Source organism: Actinoplanes sp. NPDC089786 (assembly GCF_040684855.1).
Classification (GTDB): Bacteria; Actinomycetota; Actinomycetes; order Mycobacteriales; family Micromonosporaceae; genus Actinoplanes.
Map to the genome: position 1 here is coordinate 56,726 of NZ_JBFBGU010000028.1, position 15,169 is coordinate 71,894.

Below are 15,169 nucleotides of genomic sequence, written 5' to 3' on the forward strand. Positions count from 1 at the left end.
CTGACCCGGGCCGCCGACATCACCATCGGCCCGCTCCCCGGCGGCATCGACGGCCGCTTCCGCCCCGCCGTCCACGTAACCCCCGGAGCTAAACCTTTGCGGGTACGGGCACACCACGGCCCCGTCCCCACTCCGCGGCCTGGGCGGTCCGCCCAGGCCGTGCCGCGACCGCCGGGCGTGACCGTTCCCCCGCTCACCAGATCCGCAGGCCGCGCTCCGGCCCTGATCGTGGCTCCCCGGTGCGTAACCATGGAACGGCAAGAACGGTCAGCACGACCAGCAACAGCACACTGGCGACGACGTCCCACCACCCGGCGGTCTTGAGGACACCCGTCCACATTGTCGCCGGCCACAGAAACAGCAATGCGCGGACGACGCCGAAGATCTTGGCCCGGTACAGTCCAACCGCCAGGAGCAAGGCGCCGACGTACTGCCCGAAGGCCGCCACCACGGCAATCCGCCACGGCCCGTAGGAAATGTCGACGTACGTGTCGAGCACCATCGTCGCCGCCGCATCGAGACCCTGTGACGTCGCGAGCTGGAACGCCACGTGATCGACGCCGGCGAAATACACCCGGGCCACGAGGCCGAGAATCGCCAACGCTCCGCCGGAAGCCGCCAGCACGGGTGATCGCCGGGCCGCCAGCCAGGCTAAAGCCGCCGTAGCGGGTATCAGGATGATCGCCCCGGCAAGAAACACCGCGTAGCCCGCGACGGTCAGCACCGGGTTCGCGGCATAGGCGGCCAACTGCTCCCGAACCGCGAACGGCTCTGCGGCGAACCGCGCGACATCGTCGGGGGTGAATCCCGCGGAAGAGACGGCGAGCGTCCGCAACAGCAATCCCGAAGACCATAGGAGCGGCCCGAACACCAGCACGAAAGCCGTCACTCGGCCCCACTTCCGGCTGATATCCGTCATTCCGTCACGCTAGCCAGATCCGACGTTGAGCCCTGACGCCGCTCAGCTCATTCTCAGTCCGACCCCACGAAATGGGCGGCGTGGTCGATGGCCCAGATGTCGAAGGAGAGCGCGGGCCGGCCGAGGATCTGCTCGACGGTGCCGGTCATGGGTGAGTTCCCGGCCGCGGCGTCGTCGAGGAAGCTCAGCACGGCTCCGGCCTGCTCGGCGGGCATGAACCGGGAGAACCGCGTGCGGGCGTCGTCGCGGTTGAGTGCGGTGACGGTGACGTTCCTGCCGATCGCGGCGCCGATCGTGGCGACCTGGTCCCGTTGGCTCATCCGGGCGGGGCCGGTGAGCAGGCCGGTGGTCGCGTCGTCACCGGTGAGCGCGGCGACGGCGACGGCCGCGACGTCACGCTCGTGGATCGGAGCGGTGATCGCATCCGGTTGGTAGAGCGGCACCGTCCCGTTCGCCTTGATCGGATACGCCCAGCCGAGGGTGTTCGTGGCGAGCACCAGAGGCCGCAGCGGGATCACCGTCAGATCGGGCGCGGCTGCGAAGGCCTGTTCGACCTTTCGGTGCTCCTCGGTGATGGGGTTGCCCTGGGAGGTCGGGTGGATGACGCTGCCGGAGGACATGAGCACGATCCGGCGCACGCCGGCCGACTGTGCGGCCTTGACGACGTCTTGGACACCCTGGTGGTTGGCGTAGAGGAACACCTGCTCGACGCCGTCGAACGCGGGGGCGAGACTGGCCGGGTCGGTCAGATCGGCGGCGTACACGTCAACGCCCTCGGGAAACTGGCCCGGCTCCGGACGACGGGCGGACGCGCGAACCGCGACACCCCGGGCGATCAGTTCGTCAAGAACGTGCCGGCCGACGCTTCCACGGGCACCCATGACGAGGGTCGGCTTACCGGCGGGATGGGCCATGATGAACTCCAGACGCGTAGCGATCACGCGCCAGGGGCCGGATCTGGCCGGCGACGAGGCGTTCCGACGCCGCACCTCGCTGCCGGAACCGTAGCATCGAGCCGCGGGCACCCGCGGACGCGGCCACTTCTATCCGGTCCCACGATCGAAGCGCGGGTGCCGGGCCGATCTCCAGGAGGGGAAGTCCCCGCCCCGGGATCCGAGCGGGTGGTTTGGGGTGCCGTGTCACGATGGGCGGCATGCCGCGGTGGGGTGTGGTGGTCGTCGTCGGTGGGCTGGTGGCGTGGACCGCGTTGGCCACTCCGCTGAGTGTCGGCATCGGGGAGTATTTCGCCTACTACGATCCGCAGTCGGATCCGGAACGGCTGGAGTATCACCGTGATCTGGCGGCGCACGTCTACACGGCCGGGCACTGGGTCGGGCAGACGGTCGCGGCGGTCGCGGGGGCCTGGCTGGTCGCCCGCTCGGGGGCGTACCGCCACGCGACGGCTCTCCGGGCGGCCCTGATCGGTGCGGTGCTCGGGCTCGGCGTCGGGGTGGTGGCGATCGTCGCCGGGCTGCGTCCGATGCGTACCAACGGGTACCCGAGTGTGGCGCCCGACCCGACCATGCTGTCCGACCCCACGGTGCTCTGGTGCCTGGCGGCGAGCCTCGCGTGCTTCCCGCTCTGGGCGCTCATCGGGGCGGCGATGGGTCGGATGGTTCGCCGGCGCGCCTGGCTGGCCGCTGTGGTGACGGTTCTGTTCCAGCCCGCCACGTTCATCCTGACGGTGGGGTTGGCCGCGCCGCCGTCCAGTCACACGCTGGCCGTGGCGGTGATCGCCGACGCCGGCCCGGCCGCGATGGGGATGCCGGCGATCCTGCTCGGCTGGGCGGCGGTGGCCACGGCCCTGGCGATCCTGGTGAACCGGCGCCGGATTGCCAGGGGACGTCCACATCCGACCGGCGACGGCCCGCCCCGGTGACCGGGGGCGGGCCCTTCGCGGTCAGCTCTTCTGCTCGAGAAAGGCCAGGGTCACCGCGGCGAACAGCGGCGAGTCGACGATGTTGTAGTGGGTCAGGCCGGGCAGGATCGCCAGCGCGTGCCCGCCCTGGGGCCGGCCCTCGTTCATCCAGCCGCCGTCCCGCAGGCCGCCGTCGAGCAGCTTGAACACCTCGACGAAGTGGCTCGGCGGCGCCATGTCGGCGTCGGCGGCGACCACCATGGTCGGCACGCGCAGGCCGCGGACGTCCTCGGTGAAGTCGAAGTCCTGCGCCATCCACTCGCCGGCCTTGTCGAGCAGCTTCGGGAAGTCCTCGGGGCGGGGTGCGACTCGCTGGTAGAGCTCGTACATCGGCGTCTCCTTCATGAACTCGGCCGCCGCCGCGGTCACCTGGCCCTGTTGCTGGAGGATCTCCGGGTAGGTGGCGTCGCGGCGGATGTGCGCGGACGCCGCCACCAGCCGGCTCACCTTCTCCGGGTGCCGGATCGCGACGTGGTACGCCACCCCGCCGCCGAGCGAGAACCCGACCACGGCCGGCTGGTCCAGGCCCAGGTGGTCGATGAGCGCGGCCACGTCGTCGGCCATCAGCGTGAGGTCGAGCGGCCGGTCGATGTCGGCGGTGCGGCCGTGCCCCTGCAGGTCGACCAGGATGACCCGGTGGCGCGCGGTCAGTGCGGGCAGGACCGCCGCGAACATCTCACCCGAGCCGAGACCGCCGTGCAGCAGGATCAGCGGGCTGCCCCCACCGTGCGTCTCGTAGTACAGGTTGATGCCGTTGACGTCGGCGTACCGGCCCGAGCCGAAGCTGTCGGCGGTCCATGCGGTGCTGGTCATGATGGCTCCTAGCTGCTCACGATCGACTTGATGCCAGTACAGACCGAACGGGCGCCGCAAACTCATCGCCGCGCGCTAAGTTTTCCGCGTGGTCGACATGACGGTGGAATCGCAGCTGGAGGCGTACCGGCCGGAGCTGACCGGGCACTGTTACCGGATGCTCGGTTCGGCCTTCGAGGCCGAGGACGCGGTTCAGGACACGATGGTCCGGGCCTGGAAGGGTCTCGACCGGTTCGAGGGGCGGGCCGCGCTGCGGTCCTGGCTGTACCGGATCGCGACCAACGTCTGCCTGACCATGCTGGCCAGTGCCCAGCTGCGGGTCCGCCCGATGGATCTCGGCCCGGCCGGGTCCGGGCGGGCCACCGACCCGGGCGAACCGCGCCCCGAACAGATGTGGGTGGGCCCGGCGCCGGATGCCCGGGTGCTGGCCGGGGTGGCCGACCCGGCCGACGTGGTCGCCGGGCGGGAGTCGATCCGGCTGGCGTTCATCGCCGCCCTCCAGCACCTTCCGCCCCGGCAACGGGCGGTGCTGATCCTGCGCGAGGTGCTGGCCTGGTCGGCGCAGGAGGTGGCCGAGCTCCTCGACACCTCGGTGGCCGGCGTCAACAGCGCCCTGCAGCGGGCCCGCGCCACCATCGCCGCCGCCGAGATCACCGCCGACGTGCACGACCCCCTCGATGGCGACCAGCGGGCGCTGCTCGCCAGCTATGTGAAGGCGTTCGAGGCGTACGACCTCGACGCGCTGACGACGCTGCTGCACGACGACGCGAAGCTGTCGATGCCGCCGCTGCCGCTGTGGTTGCACGGCCAGGACGACATCGCCGCCTGGATGGCCGGCACGGGTAGTGGCTGCCGCGGTTCCCGCCTGGTGCCGGTGGTGTCCAACGGCCTGCCGGCGTTCGGGCAATATCGGCCGAGCCGGACCGGCGCCGGGCACGACCCGTGGGCGCTGATCGTGCTGGAGATCTCAGCCGGCCGGATCGCCGGGGTCAACAACTTCCTCGACACCACCCGGCTGTTCCCGCTCTTCGGCCTCCCGGCCCACCTCGGGTAGCTCCCCGGCCAGCCCGAGCAGGCGCAGCAGCCCCCGCAGCTCCGGGCCGGCGCCGTCGAGCATCAGGCGCCGGCCGTGCCGGCGGGCGGTCAGCCGGAGCCTGGCCAGGGCCTCGACCGTCACCACGGTCGGCCGGCCCACCGCGGACACGTCGCAGACCACCACACCACGATCTCCGCGGTCCATCAGCGCGGCGAGCGCGGCACACAGGCCGGGGATGTCCGCTCGCCGGACCGTCGCGCCGACCGTGAGGGCAATTGCGGAATCCGCCATGTGAGTAGGACCGGCGGCGCCGCCGCAACTCATCGGTCAGAGCCAGGCCCGCACGGTCAGCACGGCGTCGGCGAAGGCCTCGGGGGCTTCCCGCGGAAGGTGATCGTCACCGACCGTAACGCTTTCCGAGGTCTCCGCCGGCTGCTCGCTATCAGTGGCGCGGTTCTCGCCTTCAGTGTCGGCGCCGTTGCCGCCGGTGCGCCGGCGCAGGCCGGTGCGGGCAGCGACACGCTGTGGGGCGGCTCGAACGAGGCGCTGGCCGGCGCCCAGAATCAGAGCCTGATCTCGGGCAACCGCCGCTATCAGGCCCGCATGCAGAGCGACGGCAACTTCGTCGTCTACGGGCCGAACGGGGCCCTCTGGTCGAGCAACACCCGCGGCAACAACCCCCGGCTGGTCATGCAGTCCGACGGCAATCTGGTCATCTACTCGGACTCGGGCGTCATCTTCACCACGAACACTCAGCGGCGCGGCGGGAATCGGCTCGTGATGCAGGACGACGGCAATCTCGTCATGTACGGCGGCAGCGCGGTCTGGGCCAGCATGGGATCGGGTGAGCGCGCCATTCAGTGGTTCTACAACAACAGCGGGCGCACCAATTACGAGGGCAAGTGCGAACTGGCCGTCGAGAACGCGTTCGGCACGAGCGGGCGGTTCGCGACGGCCCGTGCCAACGCCAACGCACGGCCGTTGCAGCAGCCGTACTCCGACGCCCCGCGCGGCAGCCTGGTCTTCTACAACACCAGCGCGGCCGGCCACGTGGCGATCAGCCTGGGCGCCGGCAAGGTCTACTCGACCAGCGCGGGCGGCCGCATCGGCATCGTGCCGATCTCGTACTTCCAGAACCCGATGGGCTGGTCCTACGCGCCCTGGTGAAGATGCGACGTGGGCCGGGTGTTCGCGCACCCGGCCCACGTTTCGTGCGGTGAAAGCGTTACTCGGAAGGCGTGAGCACGACCTGGGCGGAACCGGTGGAGCCGTCCGCGTCGGTGTACTCGGCCACGAAGACGGCGGTCAGGTTGTCCGCCCCCTCGTGACCGGCGGGGATGAACGTGGTGATGGAGCCACTGCAGCCGGCCGAGGTGGACAGCGGGTGGCCGTGCTGGTCGTGGCCGAGGATGTAGGTGACCGTGACGTTCGCGCAGTTGACGGTGGCGTCGTCGGTGACGTTGACCTGGTAGTTCACCACGTCGCCGAACGCGAAGGGCTCGCCCTCGGCCGGGTCGGTGACCAGCTCGACGGAGGGGGCGACCGGGCCGACGTGGAGCGGGAACTCCGCGGAGGCCGAGCGGCCGGTCGAGTCGGTGACCTTCAGGACGGCGCGGTAGTCACCGTTCTGCGTGTACGTGTACGACGGGTACGCCTTGCGGGAGTCGACCGTGCCGTCCGCGTTGAAGTCCCACGCGTACTTGAGGTCGTCGCCGTCGGGGTCGTACGTGCCGGCGCTGGAGAACGCCACCGTGAAGGGGGCCGAGCCGACGGTCGGTTCCGCGTTGATCTTCACGATCGGGGTCTTGTTGGCCGGCGCGTAGTCGATGCGGGCCAGCTGCGCCTCGGGGTTCTCGGCGAAGTAGCCGTCGCCGTACTCGAGGACGTAGAGCGCGCCGTCGGGGCCGAACTCGAGGTCCATCGGGTTGTCGAAGATGACCGACGGCAGCACCGACTCGATCTTGGTGACCTGGTTGCGGTTGTCCAGCGTGAACGCCTTGACGTAGTCGCGGGTCCACTCGGCGAAGAGCGGCTTGCCGTCGAACTCGGCCGGCCACGCCGTCTCGGAGCGGTTGGTCCGGTCGTAGTCGTACGCCGGGCCGCCCATCGGGCCGATGCCGCCGGTGCCCAGCTCGGGCCATTGGGCGTTGGGGCCGTACCCGTAGATGATCTCGGCCTTCTCGACCGTCGGCAGGTTGCGCAGGCCGGTGTTGTGCGGCGAGTCGTTCACCGGCTGGGCGCAGTTGAACGGCTGGCCCGACTGCCCGGTGGCGAAGTTGTAGTCGACGTACGGCAGGTCGGGCGCGACGCAGTACGGCCACCCGTAGTTGGCCGGCTTGTCGACGGCCATCCAGCGCCCGCGACCGTCCGGGCCACGCGACGGGTTGGGCGTGTTGGCGTCCGGCGAGTAGTCACCGACGTACACCACATCGGTGTTGGGGTCGACGGTGAACCGGAAGGGGTTCCGGAAGCCCATCGCGTAGATCTCGGGGCGGGTCTTCGGGGTGCCCGGCTCGAAGAGGTTGCCCTTCGGGATCGAGTAGGTGCCGTTCGGCTTCACCTTGATGCGCAGAACCTTGCCGCGCAGGTCGTTGGTGTTGGCCGAGGAGCGCTGGGCGTCGAACGCCGGGTTGCGGTTCGCCCGCTCGTCGATCGGCGTGTAGCCGTTCGAGGCGAACGGGTTCGAGTCGTCGCCGGTGGACAGGTACAGGTTGCCCTTGCTGTCGAAGTCGATCTTGCCGCCGACGTGGCAGCAGATGCCGCGGCTGGTGTTGACCTGGAGGATCTGCTGCTCGGTGGCCAGGTCGAGGGTGTTGCCCTTGAGCTTGAACCGGGACAGCTGGAGGTGGCCGTCGAACCGCGCGAAGTCGGCCGGGGTGCCGGTCTCCGGCGCGTCGCCCTCGTTGACCCCGGGAGTGTCCGGGTTGTCGGTCGGGGTGTCGAGCACCGGCGAGTAGTAGATGTAGACCCAGCGGTTGCTGGCGAAGTCGGCGTCGATCGCGACGCCCTGCACACCCTCTTCGTCGTGCAGGTACACCGGGATGTGGGCGGCCAGCACGTTGCGGCCGGTGCGCGGCTCGTAGATGCGCACGTCGCCGTTGCGGGCGGTGTGCAGCACCCGCTTGTCCGGCAGGACGGCCAGGGCGATCGGCTCGCCCGGGAAGTCGTCGAGCGTGACCTTCTGGAAGTCGGAGTCCGGCGGCGCGGCGGCCGAGGCCGGCGCCGCGAACGTGGCGGCGATCAGCGTCGCCGCGGCGGTGGTGGCGAGAAGTTTCCGAATCATCAGAACCTGAGTCCCTTGAGGAAGTCGTAGCCCACGCGGGCGGTGTCCAAGGCTTGTTCCGGTGTACGCGGCGGGGTGCCCGCGTCGTCGCGCTCCACGATGTACTCGGTCAGGCCGGCCTCGCGGGCGAGCTTGAAGATCCGTCCGAAGTCGATCACCCCGGCGCCCGCGTCCTCGAACGGCGCGCTGGTGAAGTTGCTGGTGTCGACCTTGAGGTCCTTGACGTGCACCTGGCGGATCCGGCCCCGGTTCTGGTGGATCAGGTCGACCGGGTCGTGCGCGCCGCGCCAGGCCCAGTGCAGGTCCACCTCGAGGTGCACGTACCGTGGGTCGGTCTGGCTGGTGAGGATGTCGAAGCCGGTGCGGTCGGTGCCGTCCTGGCGGACGAACTCGAGGTGGTGGTTGTGGTAGCCGAAGCTGAGCCCGGCCCGGCGGGCCAGCTCGCCGGCCTTGTTCAGGTCGGCGGCGAAGGCGCGGTAGACCTTCGCGTCCCGGATCGGACCCTTCGCGCCCAGCCCGAAGAACGGGTGGACGATGAACTTGTTGCCGACGATCGCGGCGTCGTCGAGCGCGCGCTTCCAGGTGTCGGCGTTCCACGGCTGCGGGATGCCGACGTGGCCGGAGGTGGCGCGGAGACCGGCGGCGTCGAGGGCGGCCTTGAACTGGGCGGCGGTGCGGCCGACGAACCCGGCGTGCTCGACGCGGGTGTACCCGATCTCGGCAAGCTCCTCCAGGCTCGCCTCGAGGTCGATGTTGAGCTGATCGCGCAGCGTGTAGAGCTGCACGCTGATGTGGTCGCGCGGCACACGGCCGCTGGAGCCCGCTGTCGCCTGGGCGGGCGAGGAGAGCACTGAGGACGTTCCGAGCGCGGCAGCGCCGGCGGCGGCTGCGCCCAATAGGTTTCTGCGGCTTACAGGCATGGAGGAGGCCTCCCCGGTCGGATGTGGACATGCACGGGGTAGATCGACGATGTGCAATGGGGACGTTACCGGGAAGTTAAAGGGGTTACGAGATAAAGATTCGTCAGATCGTGCAAAAGTTAAGTCCCGGTAAGCAGAAGAAATCGGGTTTAGTCCCGTTAAGGGTGGTGGCGGGGCTGAGGACGGCGGATGTTCTACAGCGGGACCAGACGCGCGGCCAGGGCCACGGTCTCCAGATCGCCGTCCCGTAGCCGCTCAGCGGCGTTCTTCTCGCCTAAACCTTCGAGACGCTGCGCGGCGGTGGAGATCAACTCGGCCTCGCCGTCCAGCAGGCGGCGGGCCAGCCGCGCCTGGAAGGGACTCAGCTCCGCGTACGCACACTGGTCGAGCGCCCGGATCGTGTACGGGTCCAGCGTCCCGGCCAGCGCCCGCTCGGTGACCACCTTGAGCAGCCAGGCCGGCCACCAGCCGTACTTGCCGATCAGGAAGCCGGACCGGATCGCCTGCTCGGGGTGCTGGCCGGCGTCGAGCAGCCGCAGGGTCAGCGGGATGTCGAAGTACTCCAGCCGCAGCGACGTGACGAACAGCCGGAGCAGCGGCATGAAGCCGATCATCGGCTCGGCCGCCGCCGCCGCCTCGGCGTAGTCACCCTTCAGGGCCAGGCTGAGCACCTCGGCCTCCTCGGTGGAGGCGGTGCTGGTCGCGCTCTCGTTGAACCGGCGCACGGTGTCGGCGAGCCGGGCCGCCGCCGCGTGCGCCCACGCCTCCAGCTCCTGGCTCTGCCGCTTGTTCAGCCAGCGCACCACCACGTCGGTGGCCAGCCGGGCCTCCTGCCGCAGCAGCGGCGCGGCGATCCGGCGGACCAGCAGGTCGCCGAGCCCGTCGACCAGGAGCGCGTCGTCGAACCGCTCGGAAGCCTCCGGGAACTGCGCCCACCACTCGGCGGGATGCGGCTTCGGCGGGGCCTCCATCCCTCCAGAGTGCTACGGGCCGGCGGGTTTTTGCGCCGCTTTGACCAGGTTCATCGGGTCGAGCAGGCCCGCCTTGACGATCGTGCGGCTCAGCGGCCGGGTCAGCTCGGCCAGCCGCAGGCGGCCCTCCTCGCCCAGCACCGCCCAGCCCGGCTCGGCCAGCCGGTCGGTGATCGCCTCGAGCTCCTCGACCTGGGCCTTTCCGGCGTCGGTGAGCCCCTCGTCGGAAACCCATCCGCGGGTACGCAGCGCGTCTGTCGCCGCGCCCCACTCGTCGTCGCTCCAGCCGCGCGTGACCTGGAGAAACTCGCGCGGCGAGCGGCCCGCCGCGACCTGGAGCACGTTCGCCTCGACGCCGGTGACGCCGGCCTGGAGCAGCGCGCTCACGTGCCCGTCGCCCCGGAACTCGCGCAACACGCCCTGCGCCCGGAAGAGCTGCAGGTGGGGCTCGGCGGGCCAGGGCAGAGCGGCGTGCGCGGCGAACAGGGGCCGGCCCTGCGGGAAGGCCGCCGCCGATTCGGCCGCCCGCCGGGCGAGACCGGCGGCCTCGACGATCTCCGGAGTGTCGACCGCGCCGAGGCCACGCCGCAGCGCCTCGTCGGCGGCCGACAACTGCGCGTCCAGCGCCGCCGCCGGGGTGGTGCGCTCCCAGGCCGCGGGCAGCGCCGACCGCACCAGCGCCGGGTTGAAGTTGTAGAAGGTGGCGATCACCGGGCCGGGGCCGGTCACGCCGAACACACCACCACGGGCCGCGAAGTAGCCCTCCATCGCGCTCAGGCCCAGGTCGGCGAAGCGGCGGAACCCCTCGGGCGCGAAGTAGATCATCGCGTGCAGGGGCTCGGTGACGCGCCAGGCGAGGCGCGTCGAGGATTCGGTCATGAAGTCTCCCCGAACGGCATGGTGATCTCCTGTGCCTCGGTGATGCCGGCGCCGTGCGCCGGAGGTATCAGATCATGCGCGCGGGCGAACCGGCGACCCGAACGGCGGGTCACGGTCAGGGTGGCCATCTGGACCGGCATCGGCGGCGCCTTGAACGGGCCGCTCCCCCACCGGACCCAGATCGCGATGCGGCCGGCCTGAGCCTCGGCGAGCAGCTTGTCGACCGTACGCGTGCGATCGGTGTGGTCGACCTCGACGACCAGCGGCGGGCCGTCGGTGCGGGCGAACGCGACGTCGACCACCGAATGCTGCCGCTCGAGCGGCGGCGGGAGGGTCAGCACGCTCGGGGCGCGGCGGTAGACCCGCCAGCCCTGCCCGGCGCCCCACTCGGCCACGCTGTCGATCACCCGCGCGGTCAGCTCGACGGTGGTCAGGTCGGCGAAGATCAGCTGTTCGAGCCACGCGGTGAGCGCATCCGCCTCCATGGCGGCAGTTTAGGGCGTGTCCTGCCGATCAGCCGAGAGCGAGGCGCGGTTCAGAGTGTGGCTGGCGTCGCCCGCGGCGCGCCCTCATCCTGGTGTTGGATGTGGGTGGGTCGCGGGTGCCGTCAGGCGCGCTCTGGGCCCCGCCGCAGCCCCGGTTGATCGGCAGGACACGGCCTAGCGAGCCACTCCGACTGTTCGCTGAGCCTGGGCGCGCAGCAGCTTCCGGATCTGCTCCGGCGGCATCGGCTTGGCCAGGTGGTAGCCCTGGCCCAGGGTGTAGCCGAGCTCGCGCAGCTTGGCCACCTGCCCGGCGTTCTCGATGCCCTCGGCCACCGTGTCCAGCCGCAGCGCCCCGGCCAGCTGGCTGACCGCGCGGGCCACCGCCTGCCGGGCGTCGGCCGCCGCCGGGTCGCCGTCCTCGATCTCGATGCCGTCGACGAAGGACTTGTCCAGCTTCACGATGGACGCCGGGAACGCCCGCAGCAGGCTGAGTGACGACTCGCCGGTGCCGAAATCGTCCAGCGCCAGGCGTACGCCCATGGCGTGCAACTCGTGCAAGGACCGCAGCACCTGGCGGCCCCGCAGCACCTCGGACTCGGTCAGCTCCAGCACCAGCCGCTCGGCCGGCAGCCCGCTCTCGGCCAGCGCCTCGCGCACGTCGGCGACGAAGTCCGGGTCGTGCAGCTGCCGCGCCGACACGTTCGGGCCGAGCTTCTGGATGGCGTCCGGGCCGAACTCGCTCAGCCAGGCCGCGAGCTGGCGGCAGCTCTCCCGCAGCACCCAGCGGCCCAGCGGCACGATCAGCCCGGTGCGCTCGGCGGCCGGGATGAACTCGATCGGCGGGACCAGCCCGCGGGTCGGGTGCTGCCAGCGGACCAGCGCCTCCATGCCGATGATGGTGTTGTCGGCCAGCCGCATCACCGGCTGGTAGTAGACCCGGAACTCGCCCTCGTCCAGGGCCCGGCGCAGCTCGCCGCCGAGCTGGATGTGGGTGAGCACCGGCTTCTCCATGCCCGGCGTGTACACCACGTAGCCGGCCTTGCCACGCTGCTTGGCCGCGTACATCGCGACGTCGGCCTGCCGCAGCACGGTGTCCAGGCTGGTGCCCTTCTCGGCGGTGGACACGCCGATGCTGGCCTGCACGAGCAGCCGGTCCGGGCCGAGCGGGCGGCTGAGCGCGTCGAGCACCCGCTGCGCCACGTGCGTGCCCAGCTCGGGGCGCTCGCTGATCAGCACCGCGAACTCGTCGCCGCCGAGCCGGGCCGGCAGCCCGTCGGCGCCCACCGCGGAGCGCAGCGCCTCGGCCACCGACACCAGCAGCCGGTCGCCGACCGCGTGACCGAGCGAGTCGTTCACCGTCTTGAAGTCGTCCAGGTCGATGATCAGCGCCGACACCGCGTCGTGGGACCGCAGGTCGGCGGCGAGCCGGTCGCGGTACAGGGCCCGGTTGGCCAGCCCGGTCAGGCCGTCGTGGGTGACCTCGTGCTGCAGTTGCAGCTCGGACTGCTGCCGCTCGGCCAGCAGCCGGGCGTTGTCCCGGAAGCCGACCCCCAGGCGGGTGGTGACCAGCACGCCGACCAGCACGCAGAGCAGCATCGCGGCGCGGTCGGTCCAGCTCATGCCGCCGGCCGCGACCGCGACCATGGTGGTCGCCACCGAGATCACCGCGAGGTACGGCAGCATGGAGCCGGCCGGGCGTTCCGGGCCGGTCGGCGGGGTGAGCGCCGCCTGCCACTGCGAGCGGGTGGCCAGCGCGGCCAGCAGCGGCGCGACGGGGAGCACGATGGCCTGGCCGGGCACGTCGCCGTCCCAGCCCAGGTTCACCGCGATCACGGCCAGGACGGCGGCGGTCAGGCCGATCGAGGCGATCAGGCGTACGGCGGTGCGGTCGACCGGGCCGCCGGCCACGTACGAGACCTTGGCCACGCCACCCATGGCGAGCAGGCAGGCCAGCCCGACCAGGGCGATGCCGGCGTCGCTCCACGGGTCGGGGGCGGCCAGCATCGGTGCCACGCAGAAGTGCCAGAGGAGCACGGCCAGGCCGAAGAACGCGATGGACCGGTCGAGCAGCAGGCGCCACTGGGAGCCCCGCGGCCGGCCCATCGGCACCGCGGCGACGGCCCAGATGGCCATGCCGAAGCCGAGCGCGATGAAGCTGGCGGCGACCGGGCCGATCGGCGGCGGCCGGTTTCCGACCGAGTTGCGGGTCACATCGAGGGCCAGCAGCGTGTAGCCGGTGGCGATCGAGGCGCCGGCGATCGCCACCCGGCCCCAGAACCGGCGCACCTCGGGCACCAGGGGCATCACCTGGACCAGCCGGACCATGCCGTAGACCGCGATCGTGCCGCTGAGCGGCAGCAGCCAGTAGACCGGCCAGGCCGGGCCGACCAGGTCGAGCCGGAACAGCACGTACCAGACGGACCCGGCCAGCACGAGAGCAGCCGTCGCCACGACATGGCGAACCGGCGCCCGCGCGTCTAGGACCATGTCCGGAATATCGGCGGGACGGCCTGGATTCGTAGGAGTCCCGCCCATGGTCGACACGCTAGGCAAAGGTGAATACGCCCGCATCGGTCAATTGGTCACACCGCGTAGCGTCATGACCGGTTACGCGCTGCGTGACCGTTCTCGCTGGAACGGATCGCCGTACTCGCGGACGGCGGCACGGGCGAACGCCTGCTGGAACGTGGACACCCGCTCGGAGCGCCCGCGGCCCAGGAAACTGACCGCCCAGTGCAGCACGGCCGTCACCCGGTTCTTGAAGCCGACCAGGTAGAGCAGGTGCACCGCCAGCCACATCAGCCAGCCCAGGAAGCCCGAGAAACGCAGCCGGCCCACGCTGGCCACGGCGTGGAAGCGGCTGATCGTGGCCATGCTGCCCTTGTCGAAGTAGCGGAACGGGCCGGCCGCCGGCTGACCGGCCAGCCGGCGCTTGATCAGGCCGGCCGCGTACCTGCCGCCCTGGATCGCCACCTGGGCCACGCCGGGGAGCTGGTCGAGGGAGGCCATGTCGCCGACCGCGAAGATCTCCGGGTGACCGGGCACGGTCAGGTCGGGGTTGACCTGGATGCGGCCGGCCCGGTCGGCGGGGGCGCCGGTCGCCTCGGCGAGCTGCCGGGCCAGCGGCGGCGCGGCCACGCCGGCCGCCCACATCTTGGTCATCGACTCGATGCGCTCGTGCCCGCGCTCGGTCTCCACCTCGATGCCGGTGGCGTCCACGCCGACCACCTTGGTCTTCAGCTCGGCCTCGACGCCCATCAGGTGCAGCTGCTGGAGCGCGCGGGTGGAGAGCTGGTCGCCGAACGAGGGCAGCACCCGGTCGACCGCGTCGATCAGGATCACCCGGGCCTTGCGCGGGTCGATGTGCTTGTACTGGCCGGGCAGCGTGCGGTGGGCCAGCTCGGCGATCTGGCCGGCCATCTCGACGCCGGTCGGGCCGGCGCCGACCACCACGAAGGTCAGCCAGCGGTCGATCGCCTCGGGGTCGGTCTGCAGATCGGCCAGCTCGAAGGCGCCGAAGATGCGGGCGCGCAGCTCGAGCGCGTCGTCGATGCTCTTCATGCCGGGCGCGTGGTCGGCGAACCCGTCGTTGCCGAAGTACGACTGGGACGCGCCGGCGGCGACGATCAGCGTGTCGTACTCCACCTCGTAGTCGACACCCGGCGCCTCGACCTGGACCTTCTTCGCCGCCGGGTCGATCGAGGCCACCCAGCCCAGCCGCACGTCGACGTTGTCCTGCCGCCGGAGGATCTCGCGGATCGGCGGCGCGATCTCCCCCTCGGACAGGATGCCGGTCGCCACCTGGTAGAGCAGGGGCTGGAACAGGTGGTAGGCGGTGCCGTTGATCAGCGTGATCTCGACGTCGGCCCGGCGCAGCGACTTGGCGGCGAACAGACCGCCGAAGCCGGCGCCGACGATGACTACGCGGTGAGACATGCGGACAGC

General features: G+C 71.1%; 14 protein-coding genes. 3 read left to right on the forward strand and 11 right to left on the reverse strand.

Going from position 1 to position 15,169, the window contains the following annotated elements; translation table 11 throughout:
• Nucleotides 1–193: 193 nt before the first annotated feature.
• Nucleotides 194–919 (reverse strand): hypothetical protein, encoded by a 726-nt coding sequence (locus AB0O15_RS42135; protein ID WP_364331738.1) that lies wholly within the window; start codon nucleotides 917–919, stop codon nucleotides 194–196.
• Between the two features lie 53 nt (nucleotides 920–972).
• Nucleotides 973–1,833 carry an NAD(P)H-binding protein gene (locus AB0O15_RS42140; protein WP_364331741.1) on the reverse strand — a complete coding sequence of 287 codons (861 nt, stop codon included), beginning with the start codon at nucleotides 1,831–1,833 and terminating at the stop codon, nucleotides 973–975.
• A gap of 239 nt (nucleotides 1,834–2,072) precedes the next feature.
• Here AB0O15_RS42140 and AB0O15_RS42145 point away from each other — a divergent pair, with 239 nt between their 5' ends.
• Complete coding sequence (locus tag AB0O15_RS42145; protein WP_364331743.1) at nucleotides 2,073–2,798, forward strand: hypothetical protein; 726 nt, start codon at nucleotides 2,073–2,075, stop codon at nucleotides 2,796–2,798.
• Nucleotides 2,799–2,819: 21 nt separating this feature from the next.
• Here the strand turns inward: AB0O15_RS42145 and AB0O15_RS42150 are convergent, their stop codons facing one another.
• Complete coding sequence (locus tag AB0O15_RS42150; protein WP_364331746.1) at nucleotides 2,820–3,650, reverse strand: alpha/beta hydrolase; 831 nt, start codon at nucleotides 3,648–3,650, stop codon at nucleotides 2,820–2,822.
• Between the two features lie 97 nt (nucleotides 3,651–3,747).
• Here AB0O15_RS42150 and AB0O15_RS42155 point away from each other — a divergent pair, with 97 nt between their 5' ends.
• The gene (locus tag AB0O15_RS42155; RefSeq protein ID WP_364331833.1) at nucleotides 3,748–4,704 is read left to right on the forward strand and encodes a sigma-70 family RNA polymerase sigma factor; all 957 of its coding nucleotides are present in this window, start codon (nucleotides 3,748–3,750) and stop codon (nucleotides 4,702–4,704) included.
• On the opposite strand, the gene AB0O15_RS42160 is transcribed toward AB0O15_RS42155, so the two are convergent.
• Nucleotides 4,618–4,977: an STAS domain-containing protein gene (locus AB0O15_RS42160; protein ID WP_364331749.1), complete on the reverse strand. Its 360-nt coding sequence runs from the start codon at nucleotides 4,975–4,977 to the stop codon at nucleotides 4,618–4,620. The genes AB0O15_RS42155 and AB0O15_RS42160 overlap by 87 nt on opposite strands.
• Nucleotides 4,978–5,076: 99 nt before the next feature.
• Between AB0O15_RS42160 and AB0O15_RS42165 the strand changes: the two genes are divergently transcribed.
• Nucleotides 5,077–5,853, forward strand: coding sequence for a hypothetical protein (locus tag AB0O15_RS42165; RefSeq protein WP_364331752.1), 777 nt, complete (start codon nucleotides 5,077–5,079; stop codon nucleotides 5,851–5,853).
• Nucleotides 5,854–5,911: 58 nt separating this feature from the next.
• On the opposite strand, the gene AB0O15_RS42170 is transcribed toward AB0O15_RS42165, so the two are convergent.
• The 7 genes from AB0O15_RS42170 to AB0O15_RS42200 all read right to left on the reverse strand — a co-directional run bounded on the left by AB0O15_RS42170 (nucleotide 5,912) and on the right by AB0O15_RS42200 (nucleotide 15,160).
• The gene (locus tag AB0O15_RS42170; RefSeq protein WP_364331755.1) at nucleotides 5,912–7,969 is read right to left on the reverse strand and encodes a PQQ-dependent sugar dehydrogenase; all 2,058 of its coding nucleotides are present in this window, start codon (nucleotides 7,967–7,969) and stop codon (nucleotides 5,912–5,914) included.
• On the reverse strand, nucleotides 7,969–8,889 hold the full coding sequence (locus AB0O15_RS42175) for a sugar phosphate isomerase/epimerase (RefSeq protein ID WP_364331758.1): 921 nt from the start codon (nucleotides 8,887–8,889) through the stop codon (nucleotides 7,969–7,971). Before AB0O15_RS42175 ends, AB0O15_RS42170 begins: the two co-directional genes overlap by 1 nt.
• Before the next feature lie 194 nt (nucleotides 8,890–9,083).
• The gene (locus AB0O15_RS42180) at nucleotides 9,084–9,860 is read right to left on the reverse strand and encodes a hypothetical protein (protein WP_364331761.1); all 777 of its coding nucleotides are present in this window, start codon (nucleotides 9,858–9,860) and stop codon (nucleotides 9,084–9,086) included.
• 12 nt (nucleotides 9,861–9,872) lie between these two features.
• Entirely contained in the window at nucleotides 9,873–10,739 is an 867-nt protein-coding gene (locus tag AB0O15_RS42185; RefSeq protein WP_364331764.1) for a hypothetical protein, read from the reverse strand.
• Nucleotides 10,736–11,224, reverse strand: a complete 489-nt coding sequence (locus tag AB0O15_RS42190) for a hypothetical protein (RefSeq protein WP_364331767.1) — start codon at nucleotides 11,222–11,224, stop codon at nucleotides 10,736–10,738. The genes AB0O15_RS42185 and AB0O15_RS42190 overlap by 4 nt, the downstream gene beginning before the upstream one ends.
• Before the next feature lie 174 nt (nucleotides 11,225–11,398).
• Nucleotides 11,399–13,711, reverse strand: a complete 2,313-nt coding sequence (locus AB0O15_RS42195) for an EAL domain-containing protein (protein ID WP_364331770.1) — start codon at nucleotides 13,709–13,711, stop codon at nucleotides 11,399–11,401.
• 120 nt (nucleotides 13,712–13,831) lie between these two features.
• Nucleotides 13,832–15,160: an NAD(P)/FAD-dependent oxidoreductase gene (locus AB0O15_RS42200; protein ID WP_364331773.1), complete on the reverse strand. Its 1,329-nt coding sequence runs from the start codon at nucleotides 15,158–15,160 to the stop codon at nucleotides 13,832–13,834.
• Between the last annotated feature and the right edge of the window lie 9 nt (nucleotides 15,161–15,169).